Raw genomic sequence first — 17,229 nt, 5'->3', positions numbered from 1 at the left:
CAGCACCAGAACAAGGAACTTTCCATGCCTGTTCCCGCCCCCTTAGTTTCCAAACCGATGGACATCGAGAAGGATTGGATCGACTACAACGGCCATCTCAACATGGCCTATTACAACGTGTTGTTCGACCGCTGCTCGGATGAGGCGTTCGAGGCGATGGGCATGGGGCTGGACTATGTCAAAGAGCGGCGCCTGACCATCTACACGGCCGAAGTCCATGTTTGCTATGTCCAGGAACTGCGCCTCGAACACAAGGTCGTCGTATCCTTCCAACTGATCGATCATGACGACAAGCGGCTGCGGGCCTACCAGGAAATCCGCCATGTCGATGGCTGGCTCGCCGCCACTTCCGAAACCCTGTCGCTGCATGTCGACATGTCCGGGCCGAAAGTCGCGCCCTTCCCCGCCGATGTGCAGGCCAAGGTGGAAGCCATGCGCGCCGCCCATTCTGCACTGCCGATGCCCGAGCGCGCCGGCCGTTCGATCGGTATTCGCCGCAGGACCGCTTGAAGCGCTGCCTCGCCCGCGTTAACCTTACCAAGGTTTTAACGTGAACAAGCCATTTGGGCCATTGAACGACTCAGCTGACCGTTTGAGAACGGTGCCATGCGAGTTGCGACGCGGGCGGCGGGCAACAGGCGGTTCGAGGAACGTGCATGAAAACCGACATCAAGGTCGAGGTGGACAGGCTGGCTGCCGATCCGCGCATCACCGACTATGATTTCTGGCGCTCGTTGAAGAACGTCAACAACGAGATCTTCCACATCGCCAACAACAACGAGCCTATCCCCTTCGACATGATCCGCTGGCGCGCCATCCTGAAGCAGGCGCGCATGAAGCGTGGCCACGCCTGACGTTTCCCCTGCCCTGAGAAGCCGACACTGGCGAGCGCCGCCACGGACAATTGCGATCTGATCATTTCTATAGGTCGGCGCCAGCCCTGCTTTCAGCGAATCGACTACATCCGACAACCTTCAAACCCATTTATTTCAATCCGTTGTGGAACCGGCGATTCGGTTCCGCAAATGGCTGCCCGCGACAAGAAGATCAAGATTGAACCAATTCCACGTCTAAGCCGTTGTGACCCCTGAAAAACGGCTTGGAGTGAAAGCATGGACTGGAAAAGGACCAGGGAACCGGCCGACGCATGGCACATGACGGACAATCTGCATGCCGAGCACGGCAAGGGCGATCCGTTCGCGGCCGCCATCCGCGCCACCCGCATGTCGATGGTCATCACCGATCCCCGTCAGGCGGACAATCCGATCGTCTTTGCCAATGACGCGTTCCTGCGCCTGACCGGCTATGAGCGCGACGAGGTCATGGGCAAGAACTGCCGCTTCCTGCAGGGGCCAGAGACAGACAAGGCAGCTGTGGCTAGCGTCCGCGACGCGATAGCAGCCGGAACGGATATCGCCATCGATCTGTTGAATTACCGCAAGGACGGCTCGACGTTCTGGAATGCGCTCTACATCAGCCCGGTTTCCAACGACAAAGGCGAACTCCTGTTCTTCTTTGCCTCACAGCTCGACGTCTCCGATCGCAAGCGCTCCGAGGATCGCATCACCGCCGACAAGAACCGCTTTGAAAAGGCTGTCAAGGAACGCACGCGCGAGCTTGAGGCCGCCCTTGAGGCGCAGACCACGCTGCTGCACGAGGTCGACCATCGGGTGAAAAACAACCTGCAGATGATCTCCTCGCTGATCATCATGCAAAGCCGGGCAATCAAGGATGAAGCGACGAAGCGATCCCTGACCACCATGCTGGAGCGCATCGAGGCGCTGAGCACTGTGCATCGCCGTCTCTACCAGTCAAAGGATGTCAGCCGCTTCGATGTCTCGGATTTCGCCAGGGATCTGGTCACCGACCTGCTGACCGCATCGGGGCGCGCCGAGATCAAGCCGACGCTGGACCTCGAACCCATCGTCATTCCGGCCGAAAAAGCCACGCCTGTTGCCTTGATGGTCAATGAGCTTGTCACCAACGCGCTGAAGCATGCCTTCAAGGAAAAGCCGGACGGCACCACCGCGGGGCGCATCGGCATCAAGATGAGCCAGCCCGACGGCCACTTCAACATCGAGGTTTCCGATGACGGCGTCGGCATGGCCGAGGCCAGTGGCGATGCTTCCTTCGGCATGCGGCTGATCAAGTCGCTTGCCCGTCAGTTGCATGCCGACATCGAATGGCGCGACGCCGGCCCGGGCACAAAGGTCGTCATCTCGATGCCGAACGAACCGCAGCAGAAAGGGAAGCTGTCATGAACGAACCGCTCAAGGTCCTGATCGTCGAGGATGAGGCGTTGCTGGCGATGGAACTGGAAAGCCTCGTCGAGGAAGCCGGCCACAGCGTTGTGGGTTGGGCGACATCGTTGGCCGAAGCAAGAGGTATGATTGATACCGCCGATGCCGATATTGCCTTTGTCGATATCCACCTCGCCGACGGACCGACCGGGGTCGAGGTTGCCGAGCATATCCGCGAGGGTAACCGTTCCATGGTGGTGTTCATGACCGCCAATCCAAAACGCATCCCCGACCATTTCGCCGGCGCGATCGGCGTCATCGCCAAGCCCTACACGATGAACGGACTGGTGTCGGCGTTGCGCTATCTGCAGGAGGGCGTGCGGCGCCCGCCCCCGGTCTCGGTGCTGCCGGCCGGTTTTACGCTGTCGCCGGCCTATGAGAGCGTATGGGCGTCGTCGGCGGCCTGAAGCCTACGCCAGCTTCTCCTTGAGGAAAGCGATCGTCCTGCCCCAGGCGAGATCGGCTGCCTTCTTGTCATAGCGCGCGGCCGAGGTGTCGTTGTTGAAGGCATGGTTGACGCCGTCATAGACATAGACCGTGTATTCGACATGGGCGGCGTCGAGCGCCTTCTTGTAGGCATCGATGCCGGCGTCGATGCGCTCGTCTAGGCCGGCATAGTGCAGCAACAGCGCCGCCTTGATCTTCGCCACATCCTCGGCCTTCGGCTGCATGCCGTAATAGGCGACGCCGGCGGCGAGATCGGGCGCGTTGACCGCCAGATTGTTGACCGTGCCGCCGCCCCAGCAGAAGCCGACAGCACCGACCTTGCCGTTGCCGTCCTTCTCGCCCTTGAGATAGGCGATGGTCGCCAGGCCATCGGCGGTGACCTGGCTGGCGTCGAGCTTGGTGAACATGTCGCGCGCCTTGTCTTCGTCAGCGGGCGTGCCGCCGAGCGGCGACAGGAAATCCGGCGCCAGCGCCACGAACCCTTCCAGCGCAACGCGCCGCGCCACATCCTTGATATGCGGGTTGAGCCCCCTGTTCTCATGCACCACGATGACGGTGCCGAGCTTGCCGGACTGGTCCGCCGGCCTGACCAGATAGCCCTTCATCTCACCGCTGCTGCCGGAATAGGTGATATCTTCAGCCTTCACGCGCGGATCGTTGTCGGCGACGATTGCCGCCTGCGCCGAATTCGCCGCCAGCAGCGGCGCGATCGCGGCCGCCGCCGCGCCCGATCCGGCAAGCCTGGTCAGCTGCTCCATGAAGCGGCGGCGGTCGAGCGTCAGATGCGTGTATTCGTCATAGGCATCGATCATCGCCTGGGTGATGGCAGGTTTGGCAGGTTTGACGGCTTCGGCGGTGGGTTTCGTCATGGCGTGCTCCTCGTTAGGAGATGATCTCACGGTCACTCCGGGATGACCTCATGGTCACTCAGGGATGACCTCGCGGTCACTCCGGGACGACTCGCGGATCAAGATAGGGTGCAAGCTCGCACGGTCCAGTCTCGGATGGGTGACGCTTGCGCCATCGAACGATGCGGCGGCCCCGCCGAACGCGCGCATCACATTTTGGTCATTTCAGAGAATGTCGATGGTGCCGCCACAATATGGAAGGAAGCTGATGATGGTCTCGCCCGTAGCGGCGAGCCCGACGAGAAGGAACAACGCCATGACCTTGTCCACTCCGATCCTTGCAAGCGCGCTCGTGCTTGCTGTTGCTGCCTTGCTGGGAATGCGCTCCGCTGCTGCCGCAGCCGCCGCTCGGATGGTGAAGGTCCGCGTCGACCGGCGCCGGCCGTCACCACGCTGATCCAGCAGGCCGAAACAGGGCCGCAGCTAACCAATGAAGTACTGGGCTCCGTGCCCAGCCTCAAAGGCCATCTCTTACGCAAGCTGACCAAGGCTGCTGCTGCCCCTCATCGCCCTGCCGGGCACTTCTCCCCGTTTAGTGACGGGGAGAAGGATGCCGTCATCGATGATTTCGCCAATCGCCAGCGTTGCAGGGAAGGGCGCCAACGCTGAAGCTGCCCCTTCTCCCCGTCACTATACGGGGAGAAGATGCCGGCAGGCAGATGAGGGGCGGCGCGACATTGCCAGAATATCTGCCGGGCCGATCACCTACCTAAGTCACATCGCTGCTACTTCGGCAGCGTATAGGCCATCACATAGTCGCCCGGCTTGGTGCCGACCGAGCCGTGGCCGCCGGCGACGATGACCACGAACTGGCGGCCGTCGGTGACGGTGTAGGTCATCGGCGTCGACTGCCCACCGGCCGGCAGCCTGGCCTGCCAGAGCTGCTTGCCCGATGTCAGGTCATAGGCGCGCAGATAGTCGTCGACCGCCGCGCCCAGGAAGACGACACCGCCGGCGGTGATCATCGGCCCGCCAATGCCGGGAACACCGACCTTCAGCGGCAAGGGCAATGGCGTCATGTCATAGACGGTGCCGTTGCGGTGCTTGTAGGCGATCTTGCCGGTTCTGAGGTCGGCCCCGGCCACATAGCCCCATGGCGGCGCCTGGCAGGGCACGCCGAGCGGCGACAGGAACGGCCCCATCACCACCGCATAGGGCGCGCCCTCATTGCGGTTCAGCCCCTGTTCGCTGCCGCGCCCCTCATCCGGGGGCGGCACCTGGTCGCGCGGAATGAGCTGCGATTTGAACGCCAGATAGGTCGGCATGCCGAACATCACCTGCCGTACCGGATCGACGGCGACGCCGCCCCAGTTGAAGGTGCCGAAATTACCGGGATAGACCAGCGAGCCCTGCACCGATGGCGGGGTATAGCGACCCTCGTAGCGCAGGCCCTGGAATTCGATCCGGCAGGCCAGCTGGTCGAACATGGTGATGCCCCACATGTCGGCGCCGGTCAGCGGCCTCGGATTGAAGGAGAGATCCGAGACCGGCTGCGTCGGCGACGTGTGATCGCCCTCGACAGCGCCGCCCGGCGCCGGCACTTCCTTGATCGGGATGATCGGCTCGCCGCTGCGCCGGTCGAGCACGTAGAGGTCGCCCTGCTTGGTCGGTCCAACCAGACCCGGAACGACGCCGGCAGCGGTGGTGATGTCGACCAGCGTCGGCTGAGCCGGCACATCCATGTCCCAGAGGTCGTGATGCACGGTCTGCCGCACCCAGCGCACTTGTCCGGTGGCCAGATCGAGCGCGGTGATCGAGGAGGAAAACTTCTCGACATTGGCGCTGCGGCCCATCCCGAGCTGGTCCGGCGTCTGGTTGCCGAGCGGCACATAGAGCAGGCCGAGCTTCTCGTCGGCGCTCGCCGTCGACCACATGTTGGGCGAGTTGTGGGTGTAGGTCTGGCCTGCAGCCAGCGGCGTTGTCTGGTCCGGATTGCCGGAATCCCAGTTCCACACCAGGGCGCCGGTATCGACGTCGAAGGCCCGGATGACGCCGGACGGCTCTTGCGTCGAATAATTGTCGTTGACCGCGCCGCCGATGATGATCTTGCCGCCGGCAATCAGCGGCGCCGAGGTCGAGTAATAATAGCCCGACTTCGGATAAGGCATGTTGGTCAACAGATTGAGCGTGCCGGCCTCTGCGAAGGACGCGCAGACCTGGCCGTTGGCGGCGTCGAGCGCGATCAGCCGCGCATCCGAGGTCGGCAGATAGACGCGTGTCGCGCAAGGCTGGCCGGCGGCGATCTTGGCATCGGCATAGTAGGACACGCCGCGGCAGGTCTGGTGCTGGCGGTCCTTGTCGAGCTTGATCTTGGGATCGAAACGCCATTTCTCCTTGCCGGTGGCGGCATCGATGGCGATGGCGAAATTGTGCGGCGTGCAGATATAGAGCGCATCGCCCACCTTCAGCGGCGTCACCTGGTAGGTGGTTTCGCCGACATCGTCCGGCCCTTTCACGTCGCCGGTCTGGTAGGTCCAGGCCGGCTGCAATTTGGCGACATTGTCGGGCGTGATCTGGTCGAGCGGCGAATAGCGCTGGCCAAATTGCGTGCGGCCGTAGAAGTGCCATTCACCGGGAGGCACATTGCCGCCGAGATCGGCAGTCGGCGTCACCTTGTCGGCGCTGAGGTCGCCGGCGATGTCCTTGGGATCGGCCGTCATCGAATAACCGGCGACGGCGAGCGATGCGAGCACGGCCAGAATGAGCGGCGCGCGCGCGTCGGGGCCGGTCAGGCCCCGCCTTGCCCAAGGCGTCAGCAGCCACAGCGCCAGAAGCACGATGATGCCGCCGCGCGGTCCGAGTTCCCACCAGTCGAAGCCGATTTCCCACACCGCCCAGGCCAGCGTGCCGAGCACGATCGCCGCGTAGAGCCAGAGCGCCGTCGATTTGCGCCGGAAGAGCAGCCATGCGGCGATCAGGAAGGCGAGANGCGAGACCGGTGATGACATAGTACCAGCTGCCGCCGAGCATCGAGAGCCAGACGCCGCCGCCGCCAAGTGCCAGGCCGATGAGGAACAGGATGAGGGAGGTGATGACGACAGCCAAGACGATACTCCTTCGACTGATGCGCATTCCGCGACGCGGCCATGGGCAAAGGTATGCCAATCCTGCCCCCGGCGGTACAACCTTCTCCCGGCCGCCGTGCCTGTCAAGCCGCCGGGGAGCGATCCATGGCGAAACCAAAAGGCCATGCCGCAGGCTCTCTTGCGTAACAGGGCGTTTTTCGAGGCCACACGCCAAGGTGGCAATCCCGCCTTGCCGGCATCCGGGTTTTCCAGCAGTCTGCTTTGGACCAACCATCAGGAGCAACCAGAGTGACGTTATTCGCCTCGCCTCTGACGCGCGTAGTCCTTGTCCTCTGTAGCTTCGTCGCGCTCACGGCCGGCACTGTGGCCGCGCCGGCACAGACGCTGAGCGAAATCAACAAGGCAAACGGCTTTCACGAGATGCTGATGGGCATTGGTCCCGGCATCGCCGCAGCCACGAAATCCATACCCGAACCGTTACCGGCAAATTTCCAGGACGCCTTGTCGGTCGCGCTGGAAGGCGCCTTCGACGCAGTCAAAATGGAGACTGCCATCGAATCGCGGATGGCCGACAGGCTGTCGGCCACCGATCTGTCCGACCTCGCAGCGTTTTACGCTTCCCCGTTGGGCAAGCACGTCACCGCTTTGGAAATTCAGTCGTCTGGCCCGGAAGGCAGGCAAGGCAAGAAGACAGAGGGCAAGCAAATCCTCGCCGAGCTTCCGACCAAGGATCCAGCCCGGCTCGAATTGTACCGCAAGATCATCGACGATATCAGCGCTGTCGACACCGGCGAGGCGATAGCGCTGAACATGAGCTACGCGATGGTCACGGGGATGCTGGGCGCAGCCGGAAAGCCTCTGTCGGACGAACAGATCATGGCGCTGGTGCGTCAGCAATCCGTGAAAATTCGCCAGAACATCGAACAGAATGCCATGCAGGGTAGCGCTTATACATACCGGGATATCTCGCTCGGCGATCTCAGACTGTACTCGACATTCCTGGCGTCACCCGCGGGCAGCCGCTATTACGACCAGATGCTGACGGCCTTTGGCATGGTGATGACAGAGGAAGCGCGCTCGTTCGGACATCGATTGTTCGTCGCGCTCGGTTACCGAAAGGCCTGAGCCGCGGTATCGGGGACTTTAGCAGAACAAAACGTAGACACTTCTGGTCTTTCGCTCCCGAATCACTACATTCGGGGGAGATGTCCGGCTTTGCGGAAGACATGCCCTTTTTCGACGAACCCAATGCGCGGCCCGCGGGCCCGTCGGGCATAGCCGCGCGCGCCATGGCGGCCCGCAGCGGCCCCAACAGCGCGCCCGATTATCTCAACGGCCTCAACCCCGAGCAGCGGCTGGNGGTGGAAACCACCGAAGGCCCGGTCCTGGTGCTGGCCGGCGCCGGCACCGGCAAGACCCGCGTGCTGACCACCCGCATCGCCCATATCCTGGCCACCGGCAGGGCTTTCCCCTCGCAGATCCTGGCGGTGACCTTCACCAACAAGGCCGCGCGCGAGATGAAGCAGCGCATCGGCCATCTCGTCGGCGAAGCCGTCGAGGGCATGCCGTGGCTCGGCACCTTCCACTCCATCGGCGTCAAGCTCTTGCGGCGGCACGCCGAGCTGGCCGGGCTCAAATCCGATTTCACCATCCTCGACACCGACGACGTCGTACGGCTGATCAAGCAGCTGATCCAGGCCGAAGGCCTCGACGACAAGCGCTGGCCGGCCAAGCAGTTCGCGCAGATGGTCGACGGCTGGAAGAACAAGGGCCAAGGCCCCGCCGACATTGCCGAGGGCGATGCCCGCAGCTTCGCCAACGGCAAGGGCCGGGAACTCTACAAGGCCTATCAGGAGCGGCTGAAGACGCTGAACGCCTGCGACTTCGGCGATCTGCTCTGCCACCCGATCCGCATCTTCCGCGCCAATACGGACGTGCTGAAGGACTACCACAAGCGCTTCAAATACATCCTCGTCGACGAGTACCAGGACACCAACACCGCGCAATACATGTGGCTGCGGCTGCTGGCGCAAAGACCTACCTCCCCCTCGATGGGGGAGGTCGCGCCGCGTAGCGGCGCGGGTGGNGGGGGGGGGGGGTGGCAGCGCCGGCGCCAGTCACCCCTCCCCGCCGCTTCGCGGCGACCCTCCCCATCCAGGGGAGGGTAAAGCGCGATCGGCCGAAGGCCGCAAGCCCGACCGGGCGTCCGAGCCGTTGCGAGGCGACTCCCGCGACGCCGAAGGCGCGCAAAAAAGAGGGGGCGGAGGGCCCGCGCCGGCAGGCGCGGAACGGCCCGTGAGCGAAAACAAAGTCAACATCTGCTGCGTCGGCGACGACGATCAATCGATCTATGGCTGGCGTGGCGCCGAGGTCGACAACATCCTGCGCTTCGACAAGGATTTTCCCGGCGCCACCATCATCCGGCTGGAGCGCAACTATCGCTCGACCGCGCACATCCTCGGCACCGCCTCGCACCTCATCGCCCACAATGAGGGTCGCTTCGGCAAGACGCTGTTCACCGAGAAGGTCGCCGAGGACGACGAGAAGGTGCATGTCCACGCCGCGTGGGATTCCGAAGAGGAAGCGCGCGCCGTCGGCGAAACCATCGAGACCTACCAGCGTGCCAAGCACAAGCTGAACGACATGGCGATCCTGGTCCGCGCCTCCTTCCAGATGCGCGAATTCGAAGACCGCTTCGTCACGCTCGGCCTCAACTACCGCGTCATCGGCGGCCCGCGCTTCTACGAGCGCATGGAAATCCGCGATGCACTGGCCTTTTTCCGCGTCGTCGCCCAAGGCGCCGACGACCTCGCCTTCGAGCGCATTGTCAATGTCCCCAAGCGCGGCCTGGGTGAAGCCACCATCCGGCAGATCCACGACACGGCGCGGAGCTTGCGCATCCCGATGCTGGAGGCCGCGGCCAAGCTCGCGGAAAGCGATGAGCTGAAGCCCAAGCCGCGCGCGGCCTTGCGCGAAGTGGCGGCCAATTTCGAGCGCTGGCAGAAGGCGCTGGAAACCACGCCACACACCGAGCTCGCCGAGACCATTCTGGAGGAGAGCGGCTACACCGACATGTGGAAGAACGACCGTTCGGTCGAGGCGCCGGGCCGGCTGGAAAACCTGAAAGAGCTGATCCGCTCGATGGAGGAGTATGAATCGCTGCGCTCCTTCCTCGAGCATGTCGCGCTGGTCATGGACGCCGAGCAGAACGCCGAGCTTGACGCCGTCAACATCATGACGCTGCATTCGGCCAAGGGCCTCGAATTCGAGACCGTGTTCCTCCCCGGCTGGGAGGAAGGCCTGTTTCCGCACCAGCGCGCGCTGGACGAAGGCGGCCGCTCCGGCCTGGAGGAAGAGCGCCGTCTCGCCTATGTCGGCCTGACCCGGGCCAAGAAGAACCTGCATCTGTGGTTCGTCTCCAACCGCCGCATCCACGGCCTGTGGCAGTCGACCATCCCGTCGCGCTTTCTGGACGAACTGCCGGAAGCCCATGTCGAGGTCGCCGAAAGCGGCAACTCCTATGGCGGCTACGGCAATTCCTATGGCGGCGGTTCGTTCGCGTCGGGCCGTGGCGGCCAGGGCGCAGGGCGGCAGAACCCCTACGGCGCCTCGCGCTTCGACAATGTCGGCGCGGAAAAATCCGGCGCCTTCTCCAACACCTATGCGACGCCCGGCTGGCAGCGCGCGCAGGCCAACCGCACCGAGGCGACCGACCGCAACTGGGGCTCGCGCTCCGGCCACCAGGTCGAGCGCATCGGCTATGGCGAGACCGACTCCGGCTACGGCGCCGGCCGAACCAGCGTCAAAGGCCGCACCATTGACGGCGAACTGGTCGCCAAATCCGTCGCCGACACGCCGTCGCCCTTCAGCGTCGGCGACCGCGTCTTCCACCAGAAATTCGGCAACGGCAACATCTCCAACATCGAAGGCAACAAGCTGACCATCGACTTCGACAAAGCCGGCCAGAAACGCGTGCTGGACGGGTTTGTGGCGGCGGTGTGAGCGCCCGCTTGTCCTGTTGTCCTACAAGCGACCACATTGTTGTAGTCTGGCGGAGCCCTCCCCGCCTCGTCATCCACGGGCGGAGCAAGGAGCGTAGCGACGCAGCGTAGACCCGAGGATCCATCCCGCGTCTTCAACGCGTTGCCACGGTGCGGAATCCTGCGCAGCTGCACTCCAAGGTCGCGGAATGGATTCCAGGGTCTACGCGACGGAGCTTCGCTCCTGCTCCGCCCTAGAATGACGAAGCGACGGGCGTCTGCCCAGTCGTCGGGGCATGCGGTCCGCAACATGAGCGTCCCCGTCAATTTAGCCCGCCCCTCACCTGTACCGCGCCTGGTTCCACTTGTGCCCCAGCAGCGACAGGATGATGATCAGCCCGTTGAAGAACTGGACGTAGAAGCCGCTCAGGCCCGCCGCCACGACGCCGGTCTGGATGAACGACACGGTGACCGCGCCGATCGCTCCACCGGCAACCGTACCGATGCCGCCCCAGGTCGGCGTGCCGCCGACGAACACCGAAGCCAGCACCGGCAAGAGATAGCCGTCGCCCGCGGTCGGCCACCAGGTGAAGTTGATCATCACCGAAAACGTGCCGGCGATCGCGGCCCCGATGCCGGTGAAGATGAACACTTTCACCCGCACACGCTTGACGTCGATGCCCATTTGCTGGGCGCTGTCGGGGTTGTCGCCGACCACCCTCACCTGCGCGCCGAAGCGGTGCCGGTTGTAGAGCATTGCCGACAAAATGACGAAGGCGAGTGCCCAGAAGACCTGTACCGGAAAACCCCACACCTGACCGGAGAAGATGGTGTACGCCCAGCTGTCGCTGAGACCGGTCAATGCCGTCGATCTGCCCTCGTTGATGATCTGGATCAGTCCCCGCAGCAGGAAATTCATGCCGAGCGTGGCGATCAGCGACGACAGCCCGCCATAAACGACCAGGGATCCGACGAGAAAGCCGAGCAGCGTGCCGGTGAGAATCGCCGCTGCGATGCCGAGAAACGGATCGTAGCCGGCCTGCACCACCAGCGCGAACACCCAGGAGGCAAAGCCCATGGTTGCGGGAAACGACAGGTCGATCTCGCCGCAGGTGACGACGAAGACCAGCGGCACCACCACGAACAGGGCAACCGGCAGCGTGGTCAGCACGGATCTGTAGAGATACCAGGTGGTGAACACGGTCGGGTTGGCGATCAGGAACGCCGCCATCATGATGATGAACACGGCGAGCGTGCCGAGCGCTGCGCGGTTGTCGATGACGAAACCGCGCAGCCAATGGTCGGACGGGTGCTTCCACTCAGGCCGGGCTGCCTTGCCGCCGAGCGGGCTCTGCAGATCGGGTTCCATGGTCTTGCTCATCGTGCTGCCCTCTCCGCGTCGCCGGCCTCGTGCAGCCCCGGCAATCCTCCGGGATGCGCAACGTCTTCCATGAAATTGATCAGCTCTTCGGCCGACTTGACCTCGGTGCGATCGGCGGTCAGCGCCACCTTGCCGCGGTCAATCACCACGAAGCGGTCGGCGATGTCGAAGACATGGTGGATGTTGTGGCCGATGAACAGGATCGAACGGCCGCTCGCCCGCACCTGGCGCACGAAATGGAAGACCTTGGCGGTCTCGGTCAGCGACAGCGCCGTCGTCGGCTCGTCGAGGATGATCAGCTCGGCCTGCTTGTAGATGGCGCGCGCGATCGCCACGCCCTGGCGCTCGCCGCCCGAGAGCTGGCCGACGATCGAGTGCGGCGTGAACACCTTCGAGGTGAAGCCGATCTCGCGCATCAGCCGGCTCGCCTCCTCTATCTCTTTATTGACCTTCAGAAAGCCCATGAAGCCGGTGAGTTCGCGGCCCATGAAGATGTTGCGCACAATGGTCTGCTGCACGGCCAGCGCCCGATCCTGGAAGACCGTCTCGATGCCGGCGTCGCGCGAGCGTGCCGCACTCCAGCCGGTCACCGGCTTGCCGCGCACCAGGATCTCGCCGCTGGTCGGCTTGACGACGCCGGACAGGATCTTGATCAGCGTCGATTTGCCGGCGCCATTGTCGCCGATCAGGCCAACCACCTCGCCGCGGTCGACCGAGAGATTGACCCCGCCCAGCGCATAGACCTGGCCATAGGATTTGCTGATGTCGCGCAGTTCGATGATGCGTTCGGCCATGGCGATCCTCGCTCCTGTGGTATCATCCCGGCCTGGTGCCGGCGGTCCTGCCGGCCGGGCTTGCGCCCAGCCGGCAGCTTGGGAGGTCAGCGCAGCGCCTGCTTGGCGAGCTCGGCGACGATCTCGTAATTTTGCGGCGTCACGAAACCGGCGCCGGTGTCGACGTTCATCGGCGCCAGGCCCAGCACCACCTGCTGGCAAAGGCTGAGGATCGGCAGATAGCCTTGCAGGAACGGCTGCTGATCGGCCGTCAGCTGCACCCAGCCGCCCTTGAACGCCTCGACGATCTGCGGGCTGGTATCGAAGCCGAAGTTGAAGATGTCGCCCGGCTTGCGCCCCGCCGCCTGCATGTAGGTGGCGACGTTGCCCAGCATCTGGCCGCCGGGATAGCCGACCGCCTTGACATCGGGATTGTTGAGCAGGGCCGCGGTGATCACCGGGATCGCCAAATTGGGGTCGGACGCCCATTCGCCGCTCGGCGGCGACGACAGCTGGATGACCTCGACGCCGGCTTCCTTGAGTGCTGCCACCGTGCCGCGCTCGCGCGCGCCGCGGGCCTCGTTCTCGAACGGACCGATCATGATTGCCTTGTCGCCGGACTTGAGCTTCCCGAGCTTGAACGCCTCAGTGCCGAGCGCGCGGCCCTGCTGCTCCTGCTGGGCGCCGACATAGCCGCCGCCGAACGCAGCCACCACCGTCGGCACCGGCACGTTCTGGTACATCATCTTGATACCGTCCTTGTGCGCCTGTTCGGCCAGCGGCATGATCGCGGCGTCGCCGGGATGGCCCATCATGGCAATGCCGTTGGGCTTCACGGCGACGGCCTCGCGCAATTGCTGAACCATCTTCTCGACGTCCCACTGCGAGAAGATGTAGTCGACCTTGGGTCCGAGATCGGACGCCGCCTGCTTGGCGCCATTGTAGACGATGGTGCCGAAAGCGTCGCCCTCGGCGCCGCCGACGAAAAAGCGGATGTGGACGTCCTTGCACCACTGGGCGTCGAGCGCCTGCGCCGGCAGAGTGGAGATGGCGGCGCATAGCGCCGTGGCGGCGGCCACGACGGTCGAGCGCAGAAGTGTCGTTCTCATTGCGATGCTCATGCACGTTCCTCCCTTTTGTCCTCGGTGAGCCGAGGGGTTCGTCGTTCGCTTTTCGGCAGTGCTTGTCGGCAGTGCTTGGCAATCTGTCAGGCCGGCTCCTCCCACCGGCCCTCGGTCACGCCGGGTTCGGCAGGTAGGTCGCTCCTCCCCGGCATTGCTTGAGGTATTCCAGCCCGCGCACCTGACCTGTGATTTCGAGGTCGCCGCGATAGACCGGGTCGTGCCACCCTTCGATGTCGATAGCGCCCTTGTAACCGGCCAGCCGCAATTCGCTGATCACCCGCGTCCAGTCGCTGTCGCCAAAACCGGGTGTGCGCATCTGCACGAAGGGCAGCTTGCCGAACACGCCGTGCTCGCGGATCACATCCCAGCGCACCGTCGCGTCCTTGCCGTGGACATGGAAGATGCGCGGCGCCCATTTGCGGATCTGCGGCATCGGGTCGATGAGGTAGACAAGCTGATGGCAGGGCTCCCATTCCAGGCCGAGATTCTCGTCGGGCAATTCGTTGAACATCAGCTCCCAGGCGTCCGGATTGTGGGCGATGTTCCAGTCACCGGCGGCCCAGTTGCCGTCCATGGCGCAATTTTCGAAGGCGATGCGCACGCCCTTGTCGGCGGCGCGCCTGGCCAGCGGCCCCCAGACCTCACGGAAGCGCGGCAGGCTGTCGGTCAGCTTCTTGCCGCGCAGGCGGCCGGTGAAGCCGCTGACCGTCGAGGCGCCGAACAGATGCGCATTGTCGATGACGGTCTCCCAGGCCGCGAGCACGCCGCGATCGACCTCGTCATCCTCCAGCGGATTGCCGAACACACCGATCGACGACACGACGACATCGGCATCGCCGATCGCCTCGCGAATCTCGCCGGCGAGCCGCGGCAAATCCTTGCCGCCCAGCGTCTGCCAGAAGAAGGGCTGGATGCTCTCGAAGCCGAGAGGCAGAATCTCTTTGATGTAGGCTGCCGGGTCTTCGAGATTGGCCCGCACCATGGTGCCGATGCGGATGTCGAGAAGCGGGTTCGGCATCATTGTGTTTCCTGTGTCCTGATAGCCACTCGCCGCCCCGTCTCGGCGCTTTCGATGGCGCCGAAAACCATGGCCAGGCTTTTGATGTTGTCGCTGCCACGGGTTTCCGGCTCGCTACCGGTCTCGATGGCGTGGATGAAATCCTTGATGACGCCGAGATGACCGCCGATGCGGTCGGCGGGATCGAGCGGCGGCACGATGATGGGCTGGGTCAGGTCGAAAAGGCCGTCGCGGACCGACAACACAACTTCGGCCTTCAGCCCGTCCTCGCCGTCCCAGACCAGGCTGCCGTGCTCGGCGACGATGCGCCATGTGCTCTCCCAACTGGTGCGGAAGCCCGCCGCGCACCAAGAGCCTGCATAGGTGAACCGCTTGCCGCCACCGAGATCGAAGATAGCGCTGGCCGAGGAACCCTGCCGGTACCAGGAATTGGCCGGCTCCCATTCCTGGCAAAAAACACCGGCGGGATCGCCTGCGACCATGTAGCGGGCGGCATCGAATGTGTGGATCGCCATGTCGAGCAAGAGCACATGCGCCATCTCCTCGCGAAAGCCGCCGAAATGCGGCGCGACGAAGAAGTCGGCATGGATGCTGGTTGGCTTGCCGATGGCGCCGGAGTCGAGAAAGCGCCTTATGCGCCGGACATTGGCGACATAGCGGCGGTTCTGCACGACCGCATGGACGCGCCCCGCGTTACGCGCCGCATCGACGATGGCGCGCGCATTTTCCGGAGTATCGGCCAGCGGCTTTTCCGTCAGCAGATGGCAATTATGGGCAAAGGCGGCAAAGGCGACATCACGCCGGGCGGCTGGAACCACGACATCGAACACCGCGTCGGGCCTGGTCTGGTCGAGCACCGCGTCGAGGCTGGTGCCGATTACCGCGCCGTCGAGCCCGTATTCGTGCGCCCTCGCCTTCGCCCGTTCGGCGTCGAGATCGACAAGGCCGACAATGGCCAGCCCGTCGATCTGCCTCGCGGCATCGAGCCAGGCCTTGCTCATCGCACCACAGCCGACGAGGACGGCATTCATCATCCGGCATTCCTCCCGTCCGGTCCCTCCAGACCGAATGTCACGGCATTTCCGGCATCACCGTAAACGTTTCTCCGTAAACGTTTACGAGAACACACCCGATGGCCTAGAATGTCAATCGGCTGCCCGCGAAAATCATCCCGAAGCCTTGGCCTGGGCGGCAGCCGGTGCTAGCCAAGACAGGGGGAGAACTGTCCTTGGCGTCCAGCATCCATGACCTCGCGCGTCACCTGAACATTTCGATCGGCACCGTGTCGCGGGCGTTGAACGGCCGCGCCGACGTCAATGCCGACACCCGCCAGCGCGTGCTCGCCGCCGCCAAGCAATTGAACTATTCGCCCAACCAGTCCGGCCGCAGCCTGCGGCAAGGCACCACCCATTCGATCGCCTTCATGCTGCAGCCGCATCCGGGCGACCAGCAATATGGCGAACCGTTCTTCATCCCGTTCCTGATCGGTCTGCAGGGCCGGCTTGCCGAGTATGGCCTGGATTTGATGGTCGTCATGGGTGAGCCCGGTCAATATCAGCAGGAGAGGCTGCGCCGCGTTGTTGAGACGCGCCGGGCCGACGCGGTCGTGTTGGCCAATACACGGCGGGAAGACGATCGGATCGACTATCTCAGCAAGGCCGGCTTTCCCTTCGCCACGCTTGGCCGAAGTCAATCCGGCGGCGACACCTATCCTTCGCTCGATATCGATTTCGAGAGGGCGGGTGATGAAGCCGTCGACCGGCTGGTCGCGCGCGGCCACCGCCGCATTGCCGCCATCCGCCCTTCGCTTGATCTCAACTTCGGCTACCTGTTCCTCGACGGCTACCGCAAGGCGCTGAAGCGGCATGGTATCGAAGTCGACCCCGGCCTGATCGCCGACGGCTTCATCAACGAGGCCGGAGGCTACCAGGTGACGCCGCGCGTGATGCTCTCCAGGGACCGGCCCACAGCCATCATCTTCAACAATGACGCAATGGCGCTCGGCGGCTGCAAGGCACTGGCCGAGATGGGCATCAGGCCCGGCCACGACATCGCGGTGATCGTCATCGTCGACACGCCGCTCTGCCGCTATTTTTCACCGGCGCTGACCGCCTTCCGTCCGTCGCTGGAGCCGATGGGCCGGCGACTGGCCGAAATGCTGCTGGCCTCGCTTCCCGCCTTTGCCGGCCCGGAAGGTCCGCGCATCATCCGCGAAGTCTGGCCGCTGGAGCTGATCGCCCGCGACAGCGATTGATCCGCCGCGGAGGAAGGC

13 protein-coding genes and 3 pseudogenes are annotated in these 17,229 nt (G+C 64.0%); 9 read left to right on the top strand and 7 right to left on the bottom strand.

What is annotated here, in order from left to right:
- Positions 1–24: 24 nt before the first annotated feature.
- From X726_RS162415 to X726_RS162430, 4 genes are all read left to right on the top strand, one after another.
- On the top strand, positions 25–510 hold the full coding sequence (locus tag X726_RS162415; RefSeq protein WP_023668315.1) for a thioesterase family protein: 486 nt from the start codon (positions 25–27) through the stop codon (positions 508–510).
- A 146-nt stretch (positions 511–656) separates the two neighbouring features.
- Positions 657–854 (top strand): hypothetical protein, encoded by a 198-nt coding sequence (locus X726_RS162420; protein WP_013531006.1) that lies wholly within the window; start codon positions 657–659, stop codon positions 852–854.
- Between the two features lie 258 nt (positions 855–1,112).
- A complete protein-coding gene (locus tag X726_RS162425; RefSeq protein ID WP_023668314.1) occupies positions 1,113–2,261 on the top strand; it encodes a histidine kinase dimerization/phosphoacceptor domain -containing protein in 1,149 nt (382 codons plus the stop codon).
- Positions 2,258–2,707 (top strand): response regulator, encoded by a 450-nt coding sequence (locus X726_RS162430; protein WP_023668313.1) that lies wholly within the window; start codon positions 2,258–2,260, stop codon positions 2,705–2,707. Before X726_RS162425 ends, X726_RS162430 begins: the two co-directional genes overlap by 4 nt.
- A 3-nt stretch (positions 2,708–2,710) precedes the next feature.
- Here the strand turns inward: X726_RS162430 and X726_RS162435 are convergent, their stop codons facing one another.
- Complete coding sequence (locus X726_RS162435) at positions 2,711–3,616, bottom strand: dienelactone hydrolase family protein (protein WP_023668312.1); 906 nt, start codon at positions 3,614–3,616, stop codon at positions 2,711–2,713.
- 295 nt (positions 3,617–3,911) lie between these two features.
- Here X726_RS162435 and X726_RS1000000171025 point away from each other — a divergent pair, with 295 nt between their 5' ends.
- A complete protein-coding gene (locus tag X726_RS1000000171025) occupies positions 3,912–4,052 on the top strand; it encodes a hypothetical protein (RefSeq protein ID WP_198037277.1) in 141 nt (46 codons plus the stop codon).
- Between the two features lie 328 nt (positions 4,053–4,380).
- On the opposite strand, the pseudogene X726_RS01000000166640 reads toward X726_RS1000000171025, so the two are convergent.
- Positions 4,381–6,700, bottom strand: a pseudogene (locus tag X726_RS01000000166640) (glucose/quinate/shikimate family membrane-bound PQQ-dependent dehydrogenase).
- A 269-nt stretch (positions 6,701–6,969) separates the two neighbouring features.
- On the opposite strand from X726_RS01000000166640, the gene X726_RS162440 reads away from it, so the two are divergent.
- The 3 genes and pseudogenes from X726_RS162440 to X726_RS1000000172350 all read left to right on the top strand — a co-directional run.
- Positions 6,970–7,806: a DUF2059 domain-containing protein gene (locus X726_RS162440; protein ID WP_023668310.1), complete on the top strand. Its 837-nt coding sequence runs from the start codon at positions 6,970–6,972 to the stop codon at positions 7,804–7,806.
- A gap of 80 nt (positions 7,807–7,886) precedes the next feature.
- Positions 7,887–8,767 (top strand): annotated as a pseudogene (locus tag X726_RS1000000172355) (ATP-dependent helicase); the annotation flags it as partial.
- Positions 8,768–8,976: 209 nt separating this feature from the next.
- Positions 8,977–10,683: pseudogene (locus X726_RS1000000172350) on the top strand (3'-5' exonuclease); the annotation flags it as partial.
- Between the two features lie 318 nt (positions 10,684–11,001).
- On the opposite strand, the gene X726_RS162445 reads toward X726_RS1000000172350, so the two are convergent.
- From X726_RS162445 to X726_RS162465, 5 genes are all read right to left on the bottom strand, one after another.
- Positions 11,002–12,042, bottom strand: coding sequence for an ABC transporter permease (locus tag X726_RS162445; protein ID WP_023668309.1), 1,041 nt, complete (start codon positions 12,040–12,042; stop codon positions 11,002–11,004).
- The gene (locus X726_RS162450) at positions 12,039–12,836 is read right to left on the bottom strand and encodes an ATP-binding cassette domain-containing protein (RefSeq protein ID WP_023668308.1); all 798 of its coding nucleotides are present in this window, start codon (positions 12,834–12,836) and stop codon (positions 12,039–12,041) included. The genes X726_RS162445 and X726_RS162450 overlap by 4 nt, the downstream gene beginning before the upstream one ends.
- Before the next feature lie 86 nt (positions 12,837–12,922).
- Positions 12,923–13,936, bottom strand: coding sequence for a substrate-binding domain-containing protein (locus tag X726_RS162455; RefSeq protein ID WP_023668307.1), 1,014 nt, complete (start codon positions 13,934–13,936; stop codon positions 12,923–12,925).
- Between the two features lie 115 nt (positions 13,937–14,051).
- Entirely contained in the window at positions 14,052–14,960 is a 909-nt protein-coding gene (locus X726_RS162460; RefSeq protein WP_031214657.1) for a sugar phosphate isomerase/epimerase, read from the bottom strand.
- The gene (locus X726_RS162465; protein WP_023668305.1) at positions 14,957–15,991 is read right to left on the bottom strand and encodes a Gfo/Idh/MocA family oxidoreductase; all 1,035 of its coding nucleotides are present in this window, start codon (positions 15,989–15,991) and stop codon (positions 14,957–14,959) included. The genes X726_RS162460 and X726_RS162465 overlap by 4 nt, the downstream gene beginning before the upstream one ends.
- Before the next feature lie 194 nt (positions 15,992–16,185).
- Here X726_RS162465 and X726_RS162470 point away from each other — a divergent pair, with 194 nt between their 5' ends.
- Positions 16,186–17,211, top strand: coding sequence for a LacI family DNA-binding transcriptional regulator (locus tag X726_RS162470; protein ID WP_023668304.1), 1,026 nt, complete (start codon positions 16,186–16,188; stop codon positions 17,209–17,211).
- Positions 17,212–17,229: the final 18 nt, after the last annotated feature.

The organism is Mesorhizobium sp. LSJC285A00 (genome assembly GCF_000503155.1).
In the GTDB taxonomy this organism is placed as follows: Bacteria; Pseudomonadota; Alphaproteobacteria; order Rhizobiales; family Rhizobiaceae; genus Mesorhizobium.
The sequence above is the reverse complement of the archived record's forward strand: the minus strand, read 5'-3'. Positions and strand labels throughout refer to the sequence as shown.

Excerpts from the sequence above, each read along its gene's own strand:
- X726_RS162415 (WP_023668315.1), top strand. The coding sequence starts at position 25 with ATGCCTGTTCCCGCCCCCTTAGTTTCCAAACCGATGGACATCGAGAAG.
- X726_RS162420 (WP_013531006.1), top strand. The coding sequence starts at position 657 with ATGAAAACCGACATCAAGGTCGAGGTGGACAGGCTGGCTGCCGATCCG.
- X726_RS162425 (WP_023668314.1), top strand. The coding sequence starts at position 1,113 with ATGGACTGGAAAAGGACCAGGGAACCGGCCGACGCATGGCACATGACG.
- X726_RS162430 (WP_023668313.1), top strand. The coding sequence starts at position 2,258 with ATGAACGAACCGCTCAAGGTCCTGATCGTCGAGGATGAGGCGTTGCTG.
- X726_RS162435 (WP_023668312.1), bottom strand. The coding sequence starts at position 3,616 with ATGACGAAACCCACCGCCGAAGCCGTCAAACCTGCCAAACCTGCCATC.
- X726_RS1000000171025 (WP_198037277.1), top strand. The coding sequence starts at position 3,912 with ATGACCTTGTCCACTCCGATCCTTGCAAGCGCGCTCGTGCTTGCTGTT.
- X726_RS162445 (WP_023668309.1), bottom strand. The coding sequence starts at position 12,042 with ATGAGCAAGACCATGGAACCCGATCTGCAGAGCCCGCTCGGCGGCAAG.
- X726_RS162450 (WP_023668308.1), bottom strand. The coding sequence starts at position 12,836 with ATGGCCGAACGCATCATCGAACTGCGCGACATCAGCAAATCCTATGGC.
- X726_RS162455 (WP_023668307.1), bottom strand. The coding sequence starts at position 13,936 with ATGAGCATCGCAATGAGAACGACACTTCTGCGCTCGACCGTCGTGGCC.
- X726_RS162460 (WP_031214657.1), bottom strand. The coding sequence starts at position 14,960 with ATGATGCCGAACCCGCTTCTCGACATCCGCATCGGCACCATGGTGCGG.
- X726_RS162465 (WP_023668305.1), bottom strand. The coding sequence starts at position 15,991 with ATGATGAATGCCGTCCTCGTCGGCTGTGGTGCGATGAGCAAGGCCTGG.